Annotated in this window: 14 protein-coding genes; 6 read left to right on the forward strand and 8 right to left on the reverse strand. The window is 71.2% G+C overall.

Annotated features, from left to right (window positions below; genetic code table 11):
• Window positions 1-145 precede the first annotated feature (145 nt).
• From OHA37_RS33540 to OHA37_RS33550, 3 genes are all read left to right on the forward strand, one after another.
• Window positions 146-1,105, forward strand: coding sequence for a LysR family transcriptional regulator (locus OHA37_RS33540; RefSeq protein WP_266910901.1), 960 nt, complete (start codon window positions 146-148; stop codon window positions 1,103-1,105).
• A gap of 121 nt (window positions 1,106-1,226) precedes the next feature.
• The gene (locus tag OHA37_RS33545) at window positions 1,227-2,627 is read left to right on the forward strand and encodes a sulfatase family protein (protein ID WP_266910903.1); all 1,401 of its coding nucleotides are present in this window, start codon (window positions 1,227-1,229) and stop codon (window positions 2,625-2,627) included.
• A 93-nt stretch (window positions 2,628-2,720) separates the two neighbouring features.
• Complete coding sequence (locus OHA37_RS33550) at window positions 2,721-3,614, forward strand: formylglycine-generating enzyme family protein (protein ID WP_443046250.1); 894 nt, start codon at window positions 2,721-2,723, stop codon at window positions 3,612-3,614.
• 7 nt (window positions 3,615-3,621) lie between these two features.
• Here OHA37_RS33550 and OHA37_RS33555 read toward each other — a convergent pair whose 3' ends face one another.
• From OHA37_RS33555 to OHA37_RS33565, 3 genes are all read right to left on the reverse strand, one after another.
• Complete coding sequence (locus tag OHA37_RS33555; protein ID WP_266910905.1) at window positions 3,622-4,221, reverse strand: TetR/AcrR family transcriptional regulator; 600 nt, start codon at window positions 4,219-4,221, stop codon at window positions 3,622-3,624.
• A gap of 82 nt (window positions 4,222-4,303) precedes the next feature.
• Complete coding sequence (locus OHA37_RS33560; protein ID WP_266913320.1) at window positions 4,304-6,295, reverse strand: galactose-binding domain-containing protein; 1,992 nt, start codon at window positions 6,293-6,295, stop codon at window positions 4,304-4,306.
• A gap of 290 nt (window positions 6,296-6,585) precedes the next feature.
• Window positions 6,586-7,455, reverse strand: coding sequence for a helix-turn-helix domain-containing protein (locus OHA37_RS33565; RefSeq protein ID WP_443046251.1), 870 nt, complete (start codon window positions 7,453-7,455; stop codon window positions 6,586-6,588).
• 46 nt (window positions 7,456-7,501) lie between these two features.
• Between OHA37_RS33565 and OHA37_RS33570 the strand changes: the two genes are divergently transcribed.
• Window positions 7,502-7,933, forward strand: a complete 432-nt coding sequence (locus tag OHA37_RS33570; RefSeq protein WP_266913321.1) for a DUF2000 domain-containing protein — start codon at window positions 7,502-7,504, stop codon at window positions 7,931-7,933.
• A 208-nt stretch (window positions 7,934-8,141) separates the two neighbouring features.
• Here the strand turns inward: OHA37_RS33570 and OHA37_RS33575 are convergent, their stop codons facing one another.
• Window positions 8,142-8,759 carry a TetR/AcrR family transcriptional regulator gene (locus tag OHA37_RS33575; RefSeq protein WP_266910909.1) on the reverse strand — a complete coding sequence of 206 codons (618 nt, stop codon included), beginning with the start codon at window positions 8,757-8,759 and terminating at the stop codon, window positions 8,142-8,144.
• Window positions 8,760-8,827: 68 nt separating this feature from the next.
• Between OHA37_RS33575 and OHA37_RS33580 the strand changes: the two genes are divergently transcribed.
• Both OHA37_RS33580 and OHA37_RS33585 read left to right on the forward strand, forming a co-directional pair.
• On the forward strand, window positions 8,828-10,162 hold the full coding sequence (locus tag OHA37_RS33580; RefSeq protein ID WP_266910911.1) for an alpha/beta hydrolase: 1,335 nt from the start codon (window positions 8,828-8,830) through the stop codon (window positions 10,160-10,162).
• A gap of 342 nt (window positions 10,163-10,504) precedes the next feature.
• Entirely contained in the window at window positions 10,505-11,071 is a 567-nt protein-coding gene (locus OHA37_RS33585) for an NADPH-dependent FMN reductase (RefSeq protein ID WP_266910913.1), read from the forward strand.
• Here the strand turns inward: OHA37_RS33585 and OHA37_RS33590 are convergent.
• From OHA37_RS33590 to OHA37_RS33605, 4 genes are read right to left on the reverse strand one after another with little or no spacing between them, the layout of a single operon-like run.
• Complete coding sequence (locus OHA37_RS33590) at window positions 11,068-12,582, reverse strand: AMP-binding protein (RefSeq protein ID WP_266910915.1); 1,515 nt, start codon at window positions 12,580-12,582, stop codon at window positions 11,068-11,070. The genes OHA37_RS33585 and OHA37_RS33590 overlap by 4 nt on opposite strands.
• Window positions 12,579-13,865: an MFS transporter gene (locus tag OHA37_RS33595; protein WP_266910917.1), complete on the reverse strand. Its 1,287-nt coding sequence runs from the start codon at window positions 13,863-13,865 to the stop codon at window positions 12,579-12,581. Before OHA37_RS33595 ends, OHA37_RS33590 begins: the two co-directional genes overlap by 4 nt.
• A complete protein-coding gene (locus OHA37_RS33600) occupies window positions 13,866-14,990 on the reverse strand; it encodes a phosphopantetheine-binding protein (protein ID WP_266910919.1) in 1,125 nt (374 codons plus the stop codon).
• The gene (locus tag OHA37_RS33605; RefSeq protein ID WP_266910921.1) at window positions 14,987-16,222 is read right to left on the reverse strand and encodes an ATP-grasp domain-containing protein; all 1,236 of its coding nucleotides are present in this window, start codon (window positions 16,220-16,222) and stop codon (window positions 14,987-14,989) included. Before OHA37_RS33605 ends, OHA37_RS33600 begins: the two co-directional genes overlap by 4 nt.
• Window positions 16,223-16,935: the final 713 nt, after the last annotated feature.

A 16,935-nucleotide genomic window follows, 5' to 3' on the forward strand; every position in this document is an offset into this window, starting at 1 on the left:
GGTGAGGCGAAGGCGGGGAAAGGCGGGAAGGCGGTCTGGCTGTTCGCGGCCGAGTATGGGCGTGTCCATGACGAGATCGGGACATCCCTGCGGGCATAAGACCGGCGTTATGGCGGCGGCGGATGGCGCTGCGTAAGCTGCCCGGATGCAGCTGGAGTTGAGACATCTGCAAGCCGTCTGCCAGATAGCGGAGACCGGAAGCCTGGGGGGCGCGGCGCGGATCCTCGGGGTCTCCCAGCCGGCGCTCTCCGCCCAGCTGCGCCGGATCGAGCGGGTCACCGGCGGCGAACTCTTCGTCCGGGGCCGGCTCGGGGTCGAACCCACCCCGCTCGGCCAGTTCGTCCTGGCGAAGGCCCGCCGGGTGCTCAGCGAGATGGACGCCCTCGGCTCCGAGGCGCGGGCCCGGACGGCAGACGCCCCACTGCGCCTGGGCTGCATCCTGCTGGTGCTGATCGACGGACTGATCGCCCGGCAGGACCTGGTCCTGTCCGGCCGGGAGATCACCGTGGACATCGAGGACTCGGTGACCGCCCTGGTACGGATGCTCGGCGCGGGCCGCTACGACGTCATCGTGTACGGCGAGGTGAACGACCACGAGGTGCCGCTGCCCGCGGGAGTGACCGCCCGCACCCTGGTGTCCAAGGAGCCCTTCTGCATCCGCATGTCAGCCCGCCACCCGCTGGCCCGGCTGGAGGCCCTCGACCTCGCCGACCTCGCGGACGAGCAGTGGATGACCCTGGTGGAGGACGACGACGGCGGACCCGAGGCGCTGGTCGAGGCCTGCGCCAAGGCGGGCTTCGTCCCCGCGCCGCGCTACCGGATCACCGACCGCATGATGCAGTACGACCTGATCTCCGCGGGCCGCGCCATCTCCCTTAGCCAGCCCACCGCACCCGCCGTCGCGGGCACGGTCATGCGCCCGCTGATCGGGTCCCCGGTGACCGGGCGCATCCGGCTCGCCTGGAACCGCTCGACGGTCTCGGCCCGCCAGGCGGAGCTCTTCTACCGGTCGGCGGTCTACGCGTACCTGGCCAATGTGGACAACAACGCCTTCCACCGCACCTGGTGGGACGAGCATCCGGAAGCCCATCCGGCCCTGGACTGACGTCATTTCATACTCCGTACATGGAATGTGTATTCCCCTCGATTTACGCTCTCCGCATGGCAGTGACCGCCACACCATTGGTGCGGTAGGGGGCCCCTTCGGAGAGCAGGAGGAAATACCCATGAGTAAGAGAGCCCGTACGCAGGTCAGTCGCAGAGGATTCCTCGCCGGCACCGCGGCGGCCGCGGCCGCCGCCACCGTGCCCGCGATCGCCCAGGCGGCCGCGGCCCCCGCGGCGGCATCCGCGGCCCGCCCGAACATCCTCCTGATCGTCACCGACGACCAGCCCAAACAGACCGAATGGGCGCTCCAGAAGACCATAGGCTGGCTCGCCGGCCAGGGTGTGAAGTTCAACCACGGGCACGTCACCACCCCCCTGTGCTCGCCCTCCCGCTCCTCGGTGTTCTCCGGCCGCTACGCCCACAACCACGGGGTCCGCAACAACGCCTCCTCGGCCGTGCTGGACCAGAACACCACCGTCCAGAGATATCTGAAGCAGGCTGGATATCGCACGGGCCTCTTCGGTAAATACCTCAATTCCTGGAACATCGCGGACGCGCCGCCGCATTTCGAGGAATTCGCGCTGCTCCAGCCCGGATACGTCGACGCCAAGTGGAACGTCAACGGAGCCGTCCAGACGATCAACGGCTACACCACGAACATCATCAAGAACCGGACGCTCGGTTTCGTGGACAGGGCGGCCACCGACACCCGGCCGTGGTTCGCCTACGTCACCCCGTACGCCTCGCACGGGCCCCGCACCCCCGAGCCCAAGTACGCGGGCACCCCCGTACCCGAGTGGAACGGGCGCCCCTCCGTCACCGAGGCCGACCGCAGCGACAAGCCGCCCTACATCCAGGACGCCACCGGCACCCTCGCCGACGGCCGGCGGATCCGCGCCGAGCAGCTGCGCACGCTCCTGTCGGTCGACGACGCGGTCCAGGCCTTCAAGGACAAGCTCGCGGCCACCGGTCAGCTCGACAACACCCTCGTGATCTACATCGGTGACAACGGCTTCGGCTGGGCCGACCACGGCTGGACCGCCAAGTCGGTGCCCTACAGCCCTGCCCACGAGGTGCCGTTCTACCTCTCCTGGCCCGCCGGAGGCCTCGGCGCCGGCACGGTGGACAACCGCATCGTCGCCAACATCGACATCGCGCCCACCATCCTCGACGCCGCCGGAATCACCCCGAACACCCCGCAGGACGGGGTCTCGCTGCTGGGCACCCACAGCCGCGACCATCTGCTCGTCGAATGGTGGAAGCAGGGCACCGGTGCCGACCACCGCACCTGGTCCTCCTACGTCGCCAAGGACAAGCAGTACGTGGAGTACTACAAGCTGCACACCGATGCCAACGGCACGGTGTCCGGCACCGGAGAGGTCACGTTCCGCGAGTACTACGACCTCGCCGCCGACCCGCACCAGCTGGTCAACAAGCTGTACCAGGCCACCCCGACGCAGGAACGGAACCTGGGCATCCCGGCCCTGGCCGCCCAGCTCGCCGCCGACCGGGTCGGCTAGCCGCAGGGCCACCCAGTCCTACGGCCTCCGGCCGGGCGCGCCGCCCCGCGCCCGGCCGGACCGCGTCCATCCCGCACGTTCACCGGAGCCGCTGTGTCCTCTTCGTACCCCTCCTGCTGCACCCCGGGCCACGTCGCCCCGGCCGGTGCCCTCACCCTGCTCGCGGCGCCCGCGGTCCCCGCGCCCCGGCCCGTACGCGGTCTGCTCGACCTGCCCGGGGGCCGGTTCCTCATGGGTACCGAGGCGGCGGACGGATTCCCGGCGGACGGGGAGGGCCCCGTCAGGGAGGCGGAGGTGGCCCCCTTCCGGATCTCGCCGACCACGGTGACGAACGCCCAGTACGCCACCTTCGTCAAGGCCACCGGGCACGTCACGGAAGCCGAGGACTTCGGCTTCTCCTTCGTCTTCGCCGGCCTGCTCGCGGCGGAACTCGCCGACACCGCACCGGCCGTGGAAGGGGTCCCGTGGTGGCGAGCGGTGTCCGGGGCGAGCTGGAAGCGGCCCGAGGGGCCCGGCTCCTCCATCGCCACCCGGCAGAACCACCCCGTCGTGCACGTTTCGTGGAACGACGCGGCGGCCTACTGCGCCTGGTCCGGGACCAGGCTGCCCACCGAGGCCGAGTGGGAGTACGCGGCCCGCGGCGGCCTGGAGCAGCGCCGCTACCCCTGGGGCGACGAACTCGCGCCGGGCGGACGGACGATGCTGAACATCTGGCAGGGCGACTTCCCCACCCTGCACACCGGACCCCGCCTCGGCACCGTCCCCGTGAAGTCGTACCGCCCCAACGGCCACGGCCTGTACAACGCGGTGGGCAACGTCTGGGAGTGGTGCTCCGACCCGTTCGCCCCGGGCCATCCCTCCCGCGCCATGCGCGGAGGTTCCTTCCTCTGCCACGACTCGTACTGCAACCGCTACCGGGTCGCGGCCCGCAGCTCCAACACCCCCGACAGCTCCACGTCCAACATCGGTTTCCGGGTGGCTGTCTGAGGTCGGGTCAGTTCGTCTGGACGGCGAGACCGGTCACGTGATCGGTGACCATGTCCAGGATCTCGGCGGCGGCCTTCTCATCGCCGAGGACCAGGAAGTTCAGGGTCACCCCGTCCGTCATGGCCGCCAGGTAGCGGGCCAGCACGGCCACCGGCACGCTCAGCTCGAACGGCGTGATCCGGCGCAGCTCTTCGAGCAGCTCGGCGTACGTATCGCAGTAGGACTCGTACTGTTTGCGCGCCAGGTGCCCGAACTCCGGCTGGCGCAGCGCGTACTGGGTGAGCTCGTAGGTGAGCATGTGCGCGCCCGGACTGGCCACCACGTGGTCCCAGTACGCCTGGAAGCCGGCCCGGATGGTCTCGCGGAGCGTCGGCCTCGGCACGATCGCGGCCTTCACGAGGGTGACGTAGTGCGCGGTGATCGTCTCGATGACCGACTCCAGCAGCGCCTGCTTGGAGTCGAAGCAGTAGTGGAAGACGCTCAGGGAGACGCCCGCCTCGGCGGCGATGGACCGGGTCGTGGTCCTGGACACCCCGTCGCGGGTCATCGCGCGGATCGCCGCCTCCGTCAGCTGCCTGCGCCGGTCGGTCAACGGCATCCGTGCCATGTACGGGTTCCCCTTCGCTCCGGTGCGCCCCGAGCGGGGTGTCCGCGGGCTCACCGGCCCCCGGACACCCCGCTCGACGCCGTCAGCTGCTGTATACGCCGACTTCGTACAGGGAGTAACCCCACTGGGTACCGCGTCCCGCTCCGTGGACGCGTACGTACCGGGCCGGGACCCCGGCGAACCTCGCCGTGTCCACGCCGCCGTCACCCTCGGCCGTGGACCAGGCCGTCGTCCAGTCCGTCCCGTTCGCGGAGACCTCGATGCGGTACGAACGACCGTACGACGCCTCCCAGTCCAGGGTGACCCGCTTGACCAGGTGCTCGGACCCGAGGTCGACCTGCAGCCACTGGTCGTTGCTCCACTCGCTCGCCCAGCGGGTGCTCCGGCTGCCGTCGAAGGCGAGGCCGGGAGCGAAGCTGACGAAGGGGTTCCACCACTCGGACGTGCTCGCGGAGGCGGGCCGGCCCGCGGCGAGGTTCACGCCGGCCTTGTGCTGCTCCGAGTAGCCCCAGGTGCGCAGGTAGGACTCGGCGCCCTTGAACAGGTCGTCCACCACGCCCTGCCCGCCGACCAGCCGGATGTCCTCGATCCAGTCGGGCACCAGGCCGTAGTGCGAGGCGCCGTCGGTGTTGAGGTCCCACGTGCGCTGGCCGGTGGTCTGCTTGTCGATGACCGAGCCGCCGTCGGTGCTCCGGAAGGGGTACGTGACCGGGTTCGGCGTGTTCGCCCCGCGCGGGCCGGGCCAGCCGCCGACGCCGTTCATGTCGGTGCCGTAGCCGTAGCCGACGTTGTACTTCTCGCGCAGCGCGTCGGTCCGCTTGGCCTCGGCGCTGAAGCCTTCGGAGCCGCCCATGTACGCGGCGGCGAAACCGCCGAGCTTGTAGAGCCGCTCCATCCAGCCGAGGTCCATCCAGCTGTGCGAGGAGATCACGCCCGGGTAGTTCTCGGTCTCCATGATGTCGAAGGCCTGGCCGGCCGCCTTCACGCTCATGTGGTCGAGTTCGAGCATCATCTTGCGCTTCATCATGCCGCGCACCGCGTAGTCACCGAGGTCGGTGAGGCCGCGGGTGTTGCACTGGGCGCCGGAGGCGTACGAGGGCACGCTCACGCCCGCCGGCAACTGCTTCTCGGCGGCCGCCGCCGGGGCCAGGCCGATGGGGTTGTCGTGCTGCGGGCCGGTGCACGCTTCCGTCTTCCAGAAGGTGCCGGTCGACAGGAACTGCCCGACGTTGATGGCCGTTCCCAGCGCGCCCTCGTCGAAGCGGACCCCGCACAGGGCGTTGTCGAACTTGTGGCACAGGAACATGCTGCGCACGCCGAGGTTGTACAGCTCGTCGAGGCCGCGGTCGATGTCCTGCTTGCTGCACTGCGCGATGTCCAGGATCTGCTTGCAGCCGAAGGGCTCGGAGGTCTCGACACCGAGGACCACGGCCAGCTTGCCCTGCTTGATCACCTCGCGGGCCTGGTCGGAGTCGGTGACGATGCGGAACCAGCCCTTGCCCGCGCCGCCGTACATCTTGTCGACGTAGGCCTGCATGTCGTAGGTCTTCTTCGCCTCGAGGCGAATGGCGGTCATCTCGTCGCAGCTGCGGTCCTTGAAGAAGTAGACCGAGCAGATCACCCCGTTGGTGACGAGGTCGTTGACGAGGACGCGCTGGCCGCCGCGCCAGGCGCGCTCGATCCAGGCGTAGTAGTTCTGCTGGTGGGTCAGCGAGTCGTGAGCGGGCCAGTCCTTGAAGGTGGGCCAGCCGTCGGGGTCGTGCTTGCCGTCGCCGCCCTTGGTGATGAAGTCGAAGATCGCGAGGCTGCCGTCGGGGTAGTGCTCGGGACAGTCCTTGAGCGCGTCGGCGATACCGGCGTCCGAGAACGGCTTTCCGCAGATCAGGCGGCCGCCGAAGCCCTCGTTGGACATGATGTGGTCGTGCGCGTCGACGAAGCCCCGGACGTTGCCCTGGGCGTCGGTGCCCTTGAAGGGCTCGCCGGTCACGTTGATCTGGGAGTCGGGCCCGGGCCGTGCGGTGGGGTTCCACCAGCCGTTGTCGGCCGCCGCTCCCGGTACGGGGCCGAGCGCCATGGCGAGCAGGCCGAGCAGCAGGGACAGGATCGCGAACGGCTTGCGCCGACTGCGGGGGTGTGGTTCTCGTCGTTGCCTTCGTGGTTCTGGGGTCATGGCCACTCTCACGTCCTCGGTCGGCGGAGGGCGCGGTCGAGGACACGGTCCACCCGAGGCGTGGCCGCCCTGGCACCTGTTTGTCATGTCCCGCGCAAGCATTGGGTCGAGAATCGCTACTGCCGGGTACAGAGTCAAGGGTCCGGGTCAGATGACCTGATGGATCGTCACCCTACTCGCCCGTAGGCCCGGCGTCAGCGGGATGCGGAGGACCGGGTGTAGCGCCCCGGGGTGGTGCCCACGACACGCTTGAAGTGCCGGGTGAAGTGGGACTGGTCGTAGAACCCCGCCTCGGCCGCCACCTCGGCCGCCGGGCGGCCGTCGAGGAGCAGCCGGCGGGCCAGGGAGACCCGGCGCGCGACGAGGTACTGGTGCGGGGCGATCCCGAAGGCGGCGCTGAACGCGCGCACCAGGTGGGCGGGATGGGCCTGGAGCAGACCGGCCGCCTCCTCGAGTGACAGGCCGGCGGCCGCCCGCTCGTCGAGGAGCTCGCGCAGGCTCCGCGCGAGGCCGGCGCCGGTGCCGGGCGATGCGGCCCGGGCGCGGGGGAGTTCGAGGCGGGGCCGGAGCAGGGTGCGCAGCCGTTCGCCGATCAGGGCCAGCCGGCTCTCCGCCTCGAACTCGTCGCCGGGGGCTGCCAGGACCCGGTGGAGCTGCCCGACGCGCCGGCGCAGGACGGGATCGGCGAGGTCGGGACCGTCCACGGCGGCGCCGGTGAAGCGCGCGTCCAGCACGGTGGTGTCGAGGTAGACCACGCGCTTGCGGAACCCGTGCGGGGTCGCCGCCGAGCCGTTGTGCGGGACCTGCGGCGGGAGCAGGCTCACGGTGTCGCCCGGGGTGCCGCGCCGGTGGCGGTCCAGGTCGTAGCGGACGGCGCCGTCGTCGACGATCAGCAGGGTCCAGGCGTCGTGGACGTGCATGGGGTAAGCGTGCGCGGTGAAGCGGGCGTGGAAGACCTCGACGACACCCGCGACCCGCGGACGCCAGGCCGAAACCTCCTGCTGGGGCTGCACGCAAAGAACGTACAAGACCGTGCGCGGGGACTCCCGGCAGTCTCGGTGCATGAGCGACGAAAAGACCGGCGAGAAGACCGGCGAGAAGGCCGGCGAGATGGACGGGCAGGACGCACCCGTGCGGTTCGACACCAAGATCGCGGTGCTGCTGCGCGACGACCTGGAGACCTGGCAGCGGCTGAACGTCACCGCGTTCCTCGTCAGCGGGCTCGGTACGGCCTGTCCCGAGGTGGTCGGCGAGCCGTACGAGGACGCCGACGGAACCCCCTACCTGCCGATGTTCCGCCAGCCCGTACTGGTCTTCGAGGGCGGGAAGGAGACGGTGACGGCGGCGCACGAGCGGGCGGTGCGGCGCGGGCTGGCGACGGCGGTGTTCACGGCGGACCTGTTCGGCACGGGCCACGACCGGGCCAACCGCGCGGCCGTGGCGGCGGTGGGCAGGGAGCGGCTCGACCTGGTGGGGATCGCCGTTCACGGGGCGCGCAACTCCGTGGACAAGGTGCTCAAGGGGGCCCGGATGCACGGCTGACGGGCGTTCGGGCGGTGACTGACGGACGTCCGGGCGGTGACTGACTGGCTGACGGACGGACGTCCGGGCCGGCGGCGGGTGGGCGTTCGGGCCGGCGGCGGGCGGGCGCCGGGGAGCCGCGTATCGGTGGGGTTTCGGCCAAACGGCTCCGGCGGGCCGAGCCGGTTTCGGGGCGGCCCCTGTGGGGTCTACAGGCCGAGGGATCCGGTCACCGGGCGAGTTCGGCTTGGCGAAGACTGCGGAACACCTCCGGGGTCGTCCATCCGCGCAGCGTGGCGTGAATCGTCGAGCGGAAAGCGGCCTCGGCCGTGGTGGCGTCGAGGGCCCCGGCGAGTTCGAGAGTCACGAGCCCGTGCAGGGCGGCCCAGATCGACAGGGCGATCGACGTTGCTTCGCCGGCGAGGACGGACGCCGTCAAGGCGCGATCGATCGCCGCGAGCAGCGGGCGGATCGGGTCACCGGCACCGGCCTCTCCCGACGGGTCGAAGGACTGCACACCACCGAACAGCACCGTGTAGAGGTGGCTGTGTCCGCGCCCCCAACGACGGTAGGCGACGGCCAGTGCGTAGAGGTCGGCGAGAGGGTCCGCGGAGGTCTGCACCGCCGACAGGTCCTGGAACAGGCCGGCGACGGCTCTGTCGCGCACCGCACGGATCAGCCCGTCCTTACCGCCGAACAAGGAGTACACCGCCGTCGTCGACGCCTCGGCGGCAGTGGCCACGGCGCGGACCGTGACGGACTCCCGCGGACGGGTGGCGAGCATCTCGGTCGCGCACTCCACGAGCCGCTCTTTGACGGCCTCGTCGTTTGTTCTGGGCCTACCCACGGTCAGCAGCCTACCCCCTCTGATAACGTCGTTTTGAAACAGCGTTCTGAAACTGTCGGAGGCCCGCCGTGCCCACGTCCGTCATACGTCTCGTCCGCTTCACCGGACGCCTCCTGTTAACCCTGGCCGCCGTTGCGGCGCTGGTCGTCGTCTTCCTCGCACTGATCGCACTCACGGACGGGGCGGGTTCGGGGCTCGCCGCGTGGTTGACGACCCTCGGGACCGGGACCGTCCTCGCGCTGTGGAGGGGGCGGCACCGCACCTGGCCGGCGCGGCTCGTGCCGTTCCTGCCGGTGGTCGTCGCGGCGGCGTTGACGGCGGCGGTCTGCATCCCGACCGCACCGACGGCCCGGCGGTATCCGCCCGCGCTGCCGTTCGTGTCCACTCAGCACTGGAACCTGGACACGGGCAGCCGGGTCGCGGTCTATCACTACCCGCCCGCGAACCCCGGCCCCCGGCATCCCGTCCCGTTCGTGTACCTCCACGGGGGCCCCATCCGCGGCATCTCGGTGCAAGACCACACCTTTCTGCAACTCCTGGCACGCCAGGGCTACGACGTCTACGCCTACGAACAGGCCGGCGGCGGACGAAGCGACCTGCTCCCCATGGACCAGTACACGATCTCCAGGGCGGTCCGTGACCTCGCCGCCTTCGTCGACCGCCTGGACAAGGGCAAGGTCGACATCCTCGGATTCTCCGGGGGCGGAGTCGTGCTCACCCGAGCCCTGGCCGACCCGGGCGTCGCCACACGCCTGCACCGGGCGGTCATCGCCGAGCCCGGGCCCATGGACGGCCCCACCGCACACATCACCGGGCACAAGGGCCGGGCATCCGCACGAGGCCTCGCCCCCAACCCGACCGGACCGCGATCGACGCACGTCCCCCGGTACGCCGTGGCTTTCGGCTTCATGCGACTCGGACTCCTCAGCCCCGACACCGGACTGATCGGACAGGCCGAAGGCGCCAACGCCTTCACCGCCGCGGACCTCGGCAGCGACACCGCATCCGCCTACTGCGCGGGCGACGCGCACCGCATCCCCAGCGAGGACACCGCACAGAACTTCTCCTTCAGCCCTGCCGCCAGCCTCCGCGTCCAGCAGACGGTCAAGGACTCGCCCTCCGTCGCACCGCTACTGAGGCAGTCCCGGACCCCCGCGATGCTGATGATCGCCGCATGCTCCTCCCAGGTCCGTCAATGGGCGACCGCCATCCTCGCCCATGACCCCGCCATCCAGCGCACGCAGTACATGCCCGGAGTCGGACACCACATGTGGAACGGCCTCGACGACAACAACGACCGAGCCGCTGCCGTCATCACTGCGTTCCTTCAGGACAAGCCGGCACCCCTGCCGAACTACCCGACCCGCGACGAGATCCCTGCCTTCATGCGCGACCACAAATGACCGCCTGGGCCCTGCGCGAAGTACAGCCAAGGACGTGTCCTTGGTCCGCAAAGGCATCCCGCTGACGATGACCATGCGGGACTGCGCGAACCAGGCGGGCTCCACCACCCTCGAAGGCCGCTACGACCTGACGGTCGTGTGCCGCAAGGCCTTCGGCACGGAGAGCTACGAGGAGTTCGCGGCCTCCCCGTGGTTCACCTCCAACACCGAGTACCCCCGAGGTGGTCGCCTCACGGACCATGTCCGGGGCCCCCGCCGACCCGCGCACCTCGGACTACGTCCAGGGCCGCTTCGGCTGACCCCGGCGGCTCCCTCCCGTCGCGGATCACTACATTGGGGCACATGACTGCGCTCCCTGTGATCCTCTTGCTGTCGGGAAGCCTGCGGGCCGGCTCCTCCAACGAGACCGTCCTGCGCACCGCGCGAGCGGCGGCCCCTTCCGGGGTGCGGACGGTCTTCTACGAAGGGCTGGCGGACCTCCCGCACTTCAACCCCGACGACGACGCCGAACCGCTGCCGGGTCCGGTGGCCGGGCTGCGCGCGGCGATCGCCGGGGCGGCCGGGGTGCTGATCTGCACCCCGGAGTACGCCGGCACCCTGCCGGGCTCCTTCAAGAACCTGCTCGACTGGACCGTCGGCGGCACCGAGATCTGCGACAAGCCCGTCGCCTGGGTGAACGCGGCGGCCCCGGGCCGCGGCGAGGGCGCGGAGGCCACCTTGCGGACGGTCCTCGGCTACACCGGCGCCGACATCCGGGACGCGGCGTGCGCGCGGATCACCGTGGACCGCGGGACGGTGGGCGCGGACGGCACCGTCGCCGACGAGGCCGTACGCGCCCAACTCGCCGGGATCCTCACCCTGCTGGCGGCCGGGGCCGGAGCCGACTTCCGTCCGGAGGCCGACTCCTAGCGTGCCGCCCGGACCCGGTTGCCGACGGCGAACTCCTCCATGAGACTGCGACGGTCGATCTTGCCGTTCGCGTTGGTCGGCAGGGCGTCCACGTGCACGAAGCGGCTCGGCACCATGTACGGGGCCAGCTCCTCGCGCAGCAGCTTCGTCAGCTCCGAGGTGGGGCGCTGCTCGCCGGTGTGGACGGCGATCAGCCGGCCGCCGTTGGCGCCGGGCTGGTGCAGGACGACCGCCTCGGTGACCCCCGGCACCGCGCGCAGCTTCGCCTCGATCTCGGGGAGTTCGATGCGGTAGCCGCGGAACTTGACCTGCTGGTCGATGCGGCCCCGGTGGACGAAGACCCCGTCCTGGAGGGCCACCAGGTCACCGGTGCGGTACCAGTCCTCGGGGACCGGCGCCGGGCCCTCCTTCGGGTGGAACCGGCCCTCGTCGTCGGCCGGGTCGAGGTAGCCGTCGAACCTCTGGGGACCTCGTACGCACAACTCGTCGTCCAGGAGCAGGTATTCGAGATCCGGGTGCAGTGCCCCGATGGGCACGGTGCCGTTGGCCGTCGCCGGCCAGTCCGATCGCTGGGGCGGCAGCACGTAGGTCGTGATGGTGACGACCGCCTCGGTCGGCCCGTACATGTTCTCGATCGTGCTGTTCGGGGCGGCGTCGGCCCAGATCGCGGCCTGCTCCAGGGTGAGTGCCTCGCCTCCGAACAGGCTGCGCCGCAAGGTGGGCATGGAGCCGGGCGGCAGCAGTCCGAGGCGGTTCGCCAGGGTGACGATGTAGGGCACGCAGAACCAGTGGGTAATGGCCCGGGCGCTGACGAAGGCCGCCGGGTCCAGCAGCTCGGAGGCGTTGGGCACGACCAGGGCCGCGCCGCCGCCCCAGCAGATGAACATGTCGAAGACCGACGGGTCGAAGGTCAGGTCGAAGGTCTGCGAGTAGCGGCAGCCGGGCGCGCTCTCGTGCCGGGCCACGTGGTGGCGGACGTACGCCTCGGCGTTGCGGTTGCGGATCGGCACGCCCTTGGGCCGGCCGGTGGAACCGGAGGTGAAGAGGACGTACGCGATGTCGTCGCCGCCGCCGGCGTACGGGCCCGGTTCCGGTTCGGTGGCGGGCCCCGTGACCGTGGCGTCGGTCTCGACGAGCGCCCGGGCCGAGAGCCGCTCCGCGGACGCGGTCATCGCGGCGACGACGGCCTCGTCGAGCCCGCCGTCGATGAGGAACAGCCCGAGGTTCGCCTGGGTGGCGATGGACTCGATGCGCTGCCGGGGGAAGGTCGGGTTCAGCGGGACCACGGTCGCGCCGCACCGCAGGATCGCCAGGTAGCCCGCGTACGCCGCGAGGCTGCGGGTGGCGACCAGGCCGACCCGGGTGCCGGGGGCGACCGCGAGCCGGCCGGCGAGCCGGTCGACGAGGTCGGTGAGCTCGGCGTAGGTCAGGACGTGTTCGTCGACCTCCAGCGCCGTCGCGTCGGGATGACGGTGGGCGCTGTCTCGGAACGCCTCGTAGAGCGTGGTCATGATGGTGCCGAGTCCTTCCCGGTAGGGGTTTCCCGGGGCAGCAGCAGCGCCGACCACACGCAGGCGATCAGCACCAGAGCGCCGAAGGCCAGCCACCCGGTGCTGCCGAGCGCAACCACCAGGACCATGGAGGTCGGGCCGATGATCTCCGTCGCCGGGGTGGAGATGTCGAAGGTCGTCAAGTACTCGGCGCGGCGGTCGGCGGGCGCCAGGTCGATGGAGATCACCCACCAGCTCGCGGTGTCGGTCATCTCGCCGAAGACGGCGAGCACGGTGCCGACGAGCAGCAGGATCGCCGCGGTCACCGCGCCGACGTGGGAGGCGACGGCGAAGCCCACCATGCCGGCGCTGGTCAGCGCGCTGCCGAGGAGCAGGAAGCGCCGTGCCGAGACGAGGCCGACGACCCGGGCGGAGATGCCGACCTGGAAGAGGACGACGAGCAGCGTGTTGAGTCCGAGCAGGATGCCGGCGAGCCAGGCCGGGGCGTCGGTCTTGGTGGTCACCCACAGGGGCAGGCCGACGGTGAACACCGAGGTGGCGAGGACGCCGCAGACGCTCCGCAGCGCGGTCAGCGTCAGGTACCGCCGGTCCTGGAAGAAGCCCCGGGGCCTGGTGCCGGGTTCGGCCGCGGACGGGGGGCTCGTCTTGATCCGGGCGACCATCAGGGCGGCGGCGACGAAGGTGAACGCGTCGAAGAGGAAGGCCACTTGGAAGGCCCCGCGGCTGCCGCCGGCGATGGCGAGCGTGGCAAGGCCGGCAGCCACGGTGAAGCCGAGGTTGCCGATCGCGCGACGGATGCCGAGGACCTCGCCGCGGTCCTTCTCCGGCACCACGTCGACGATGATGACCTGGTACATGGCGTAACGCCCGGCCTCCGCCGCGCCGTTCAGCACCATGAGGACGAAGACGGGGACGACGCCGGAGGTGAACGGCAGTACGGCGATCAGCGCGCCGCGCACCAGGCTGGAGATGATGGCGTAGCGGCGGGCTCCGATGCGCGGCATCAGCCGGCGGGCCGGCAGCGTGGCGAGCAGCCCCGCGACGGCCGCGGCGGACAGGCACGCGGCGACCTCCGACGTGGTCAGCCCGGCGGGGCCGATCAGGTAGAGGGTCAGCAGGCCGAGGGCGATGCCGTTGCCCGAGGAGTCGATCAGCGCCTGCCAGGCCAGCAGGCGCCGGGCGCCGGGCCGGCCCAGCTCGGTGACCCAACTGGGCAGCCGCAGGCCGCCGCGGGGCGGCTCGGGCGCCGGAGGGGGCTCGGCGACGGTCGTGGCCTCGGCCATCTAGCCCGCCCTCCGTCCGTCGGCGATCAGGTCGGCCGTCCGGACGAGCCAGCGGGCGATGGTGACGTCGTTCGGCGGCTCCAGCAGCTGGAAGTGCTCCAGCGGTACGGCCCAGCACCGCTCGGGGTCCGGGACATCGGCCCAGACCGCATGGGGCGCGCAGGCCGTCCAGTCCTCGCCGGCGGCCAGCGCGAGGGACTCGCCCTTGCGCGGCGTACGGAGCAGGGCGCGGCGGTCGTCGGGGTGCCGGCCGGGGGCGTAGCCGGTGAGGATCTCGGCGTTGGCGGCGTACACCTGCCAGGCCGCCTCGACCTCGTCGGCGCCGGCGTTCTTGGGCAGCGTGGCGGCCTCGGCCGCGGCGGCGGCGATGCCCGCGAAGTCCATGGTGCCGTCGGCGTCGAGGAAGGCGGCCGGTTCCCGGGCGGTGATGCGCCAGCCGACCCGGACGAAGATGTCGAAGGTCTCCTCGTGGGACAGCGTCAGCGAGGGGTCTTCGGGGGACGGCGGGTCGATGAGCAGCGCGGAGACCTTCTCGTGCCCGATCCGGGCGGCCAGCGCGCCGGCCACCTCGTGGGCGAAGACCCCGCCGAGCGAGTAGCCACCGAGCACGATCTCGTCGAAGCCGGTGAGGCCCTCGGCGATCAGCGCTTCGGCGAGACCGTCGGCGACGGCCCGCATGCCCTGGCGGGACAGGGAGGCCGGGGTTTCGCAGGCCCAGACGGCGTCGGCCAGCGGGAGGAGCCGGGTCATCCGCCCGTAGCGGGTCACCGCTCCGGAGAGCGGTGGCAGGAAGACCCACAGACGGCCGCCGTCGGCGTCGCGGAAGCGCACGACCGTGCGCCCGGTGGTGTGGTGTGCGGCCGGCACGGCGCTCTCGTCGATGAGCAGGGCGGTGGTGAGTCCGGCGAGGCTCGGGGAGCGGTAGACGTCCTGGATGCGGGGCGAGCGGCCGAGCTGCTCCTGGAGGTGCTCGATGAGCTCCACGGCGGCCAGGGAGTCGCCACCGGCGTCGAAGAAGCTGATCTCCTCGGACTCGGGCTCTTCGCCGAGCACGTCGGTCCAGGCGCGCCGGACTGCCTCGGTGACAAGGTCCTCGGCCGAGGCGTCGGGGGCATGGGTGGTCACGCGTTCCTCCAGGTGATGTGGTGATCGAGGTGCCGCTCGGCGGCGGCGAGTCGGGTGGCCAGCTCGTCGAGGTCGGCCGCTTCCAGCCAGACGTCGACGACCCGGCCGATCGAGCCGCGCCGCCAGTCGACGGGGGATCCGGGGGCGAGGACCCGGCCGGCGGCGAACACCCCGTCCATGCGCCGCAGTTCCGGCATTCCGGTGAGGGTGTCGACGGCAGTGGCGGACATGGGCGGCTGGGCCCAGTGGACCAGGGTGACCTTCTCGGCGGGCCGGATCAGTTCCCGTACCCGTGCCGGGGTCGCGCCGGCGGCGATCTCGACGGCAAGGGCCACCGGGTCGGTGACGCCGGCCTGGGGCATGAGGGCTTCGAAGGCGCCGCCGAGCCGTCCGTTGACCTCGATGACCTGCGCGCCCTTGGGGGTCAGCTTGATCTCGGTGTGGGTGAGGCCGGTGGTGATGCCGAGCGCGCGGACCGCCCTGGCGGACAGGTCGCGGACCTCGGCGTCGACGGCGTCGCCCAGCACGAGGGGAAAGACGGCGCCGCGTTCGCGGACGGGCGGCGCCATCGGGAGCTTGCCCGAGACGCCCACGCAGACGAGCTCGCCGTCGACGAGGGCGTTCTCGACGGACACGTAGTCGGCGAGCCACTCCCCGGCCGGGGACTCGCCGGTGCCGATGATGGCCTCTTCCAGGACGTAGGGCTGTCCGGAGACCAGTTCGGGCGTGTGGGCGAGCAGGTCGGCATGGCTGTCGAGGAAGAGGGTGTCACGGCTGGACGCCCCGGAGTCGGGCTTGAGGACCGCCGGGTAGACGGCCTCGGCGAGGCTCGCGGGCAGCTCGCCCCCGTAGGTGAAGGCGGTGGTGTCGACGTGTCCGACGCCCTCGCCGTTGAGCCGGAGCCGCTGCAGGTACTTGCTGGTGAGCAGGGAGCAGACGGAGGCGTCGTGGGTGCGCAGGCCGAAGTGCGCACCGATGCGCGTCGCCAGCGGCAGCAGGGCGTCGACGAACGTGACGACGCCGACGGGCGCGTACGGCTCCAACCGGGCCGAAAGTTCCGGGTCCTCGGGGTCGCCGTGGACGACCATCCCGAACCGCTCCAGTACCGACAGGACGGCGGGGGGTTGTGGTACGGCGGCGTCGACGACGAAGACGACTCCGCCGAAGCGTTCGGACGCGGAAGCGATCCGGCTGGGACTGGCCGCGCCCTGCGCGTACGGAACGATGATCACTTGCTGAACCCCCTTGTGGTGCATGCGTGAGAGGCGTCAGCCCCCGCATGCGGGGACGTACGGGGCGAGGGCGGGCCGGGGTCTTCGGCCGGCGGCACCGGCGGCGCTGCCGGAACCGGCGCGAGGTCTGCGAAGAAAGGGCGTGCGCGGGGGCATGGGGCGGCACCGCGTCGGCCCGGGGAGCCGGCAGATCCGTCCTGTGGTGCGGTGGCGTGGGCCCGGTGGGGCCGACCGAGGCGCCCGGTCTGGCGCAAACGGAACTGGAGCTGTCAGCTCGGCCAAGTTATGCGCACGCCAGACCGCCAGTCAAGATCGATTTTCGCGATCCGGGGAATTATCGACCTTTACGCCTGCTCCGCAAATGCGGTCGCTCCATGCAATCCCGGAGGTGAAATACCGACATGACCGAATAGGAGAGGTACTTCAAGGGTGTCCGGCAGCAGCATGCGGGCAGTCCGTTTCGGGGAGCCGATCGGAATAGCGCTCTCCGTTTCGCCGGTCAGAACGTCATGGGGCTCCCGTCCGGGACGTACCGGACACCCCGACAGGGATTCGGTGTTCTCCGTGCATATCCGGTTTACCCCGGCGGGTCGCTGCGGGGGGACTCGCGCCGTGGCGCGCCCGCAGCGGGATCCGGGCCGAAGGCGCACGCGTCGGGCGGCGGACATGTCGGGAGGGCGCCGCGGCGGGCGGCGGCAGGCCGGTGGCACGCC

This window comes from Streptomyces sp. NBC_00335 (genome assembly GCF_036127095.1).
In the GTDB taxonomy this organism is placed as follows: Bacteria; Actinomycetota; Actinomycetes; order Streptomycetales; family Streptomycetaceae; genus Streptomyces.

Excerpts from the sequence above, each read along its gene's own strand:
- OHA37_RS33555 (WP_266910905.1), bottom strand. The coding sequence starts at position 4,221 with ATGGCACGGATGCCGTTGACCGACCGGCGCAGGCAGCTGACGGAGGCG.
- OHA37_RS33590 (WP_266910915.1), bottom strand. The coding sequence starts at position 12,582 with ATGACCACGCTCTACGAGGCGTTCCGAGACAGCGCCCACCGTCATCCC.
- OHA37_RS33595 (WP_266910917.1), bottom strand. The coding sequence starts at position 13,865 with ATGGCCGAGGCCACGACCGTCGCCGAGCCCCCTCCGGCGCCCGAGCCG.
- OHA37_RS33560 (WP_266913320.1), bottom strand. The coding sequence starts at position 6,295 with ATGGCGCTCGGCCCCGTACCGGGAGCGGCGGCCGACAACGGCTGGTGG.
- OHA37_RS33545 (WP_266910903.1), top strand. The coding sequence starts at position 1,227 with ATGAGTAAGAGAGCCCGTACGCAGGTCAGTCGCAGAGGATTCCTCGCC.
- OHA37_RS33565 (WP_443046251.1), bottom strand. The coding sequence starts at position 7,455 with ATGCACCGAGACTGCCGGGAGTCCCCGCGCACGGTCTTGTACGTTCTT.
- OHA37_RS33570 (WP_266913321.1), top strand. The coding sequence starts at position 7,502 with ATGGACGGGCAGGACGCACCCGTGCGGTTCGACACCAAGATCGCGGTG.
- OHA37_RS33585 (WP_266910913.1), top strand. The coding sequence starts at position 10,505 with ATGACTGCGCTCCCTGTGATCCTCTTGCTGTCGGGAAGCCTGCGGGCC.
- OHA37_RS33540 (WP_266910901.1), top strand. The coding sequence starts at position 146 with ATGCAGCTGGAGTTGAGACATCTGCAAGCCGTCTGCCAGATAGCGGAG.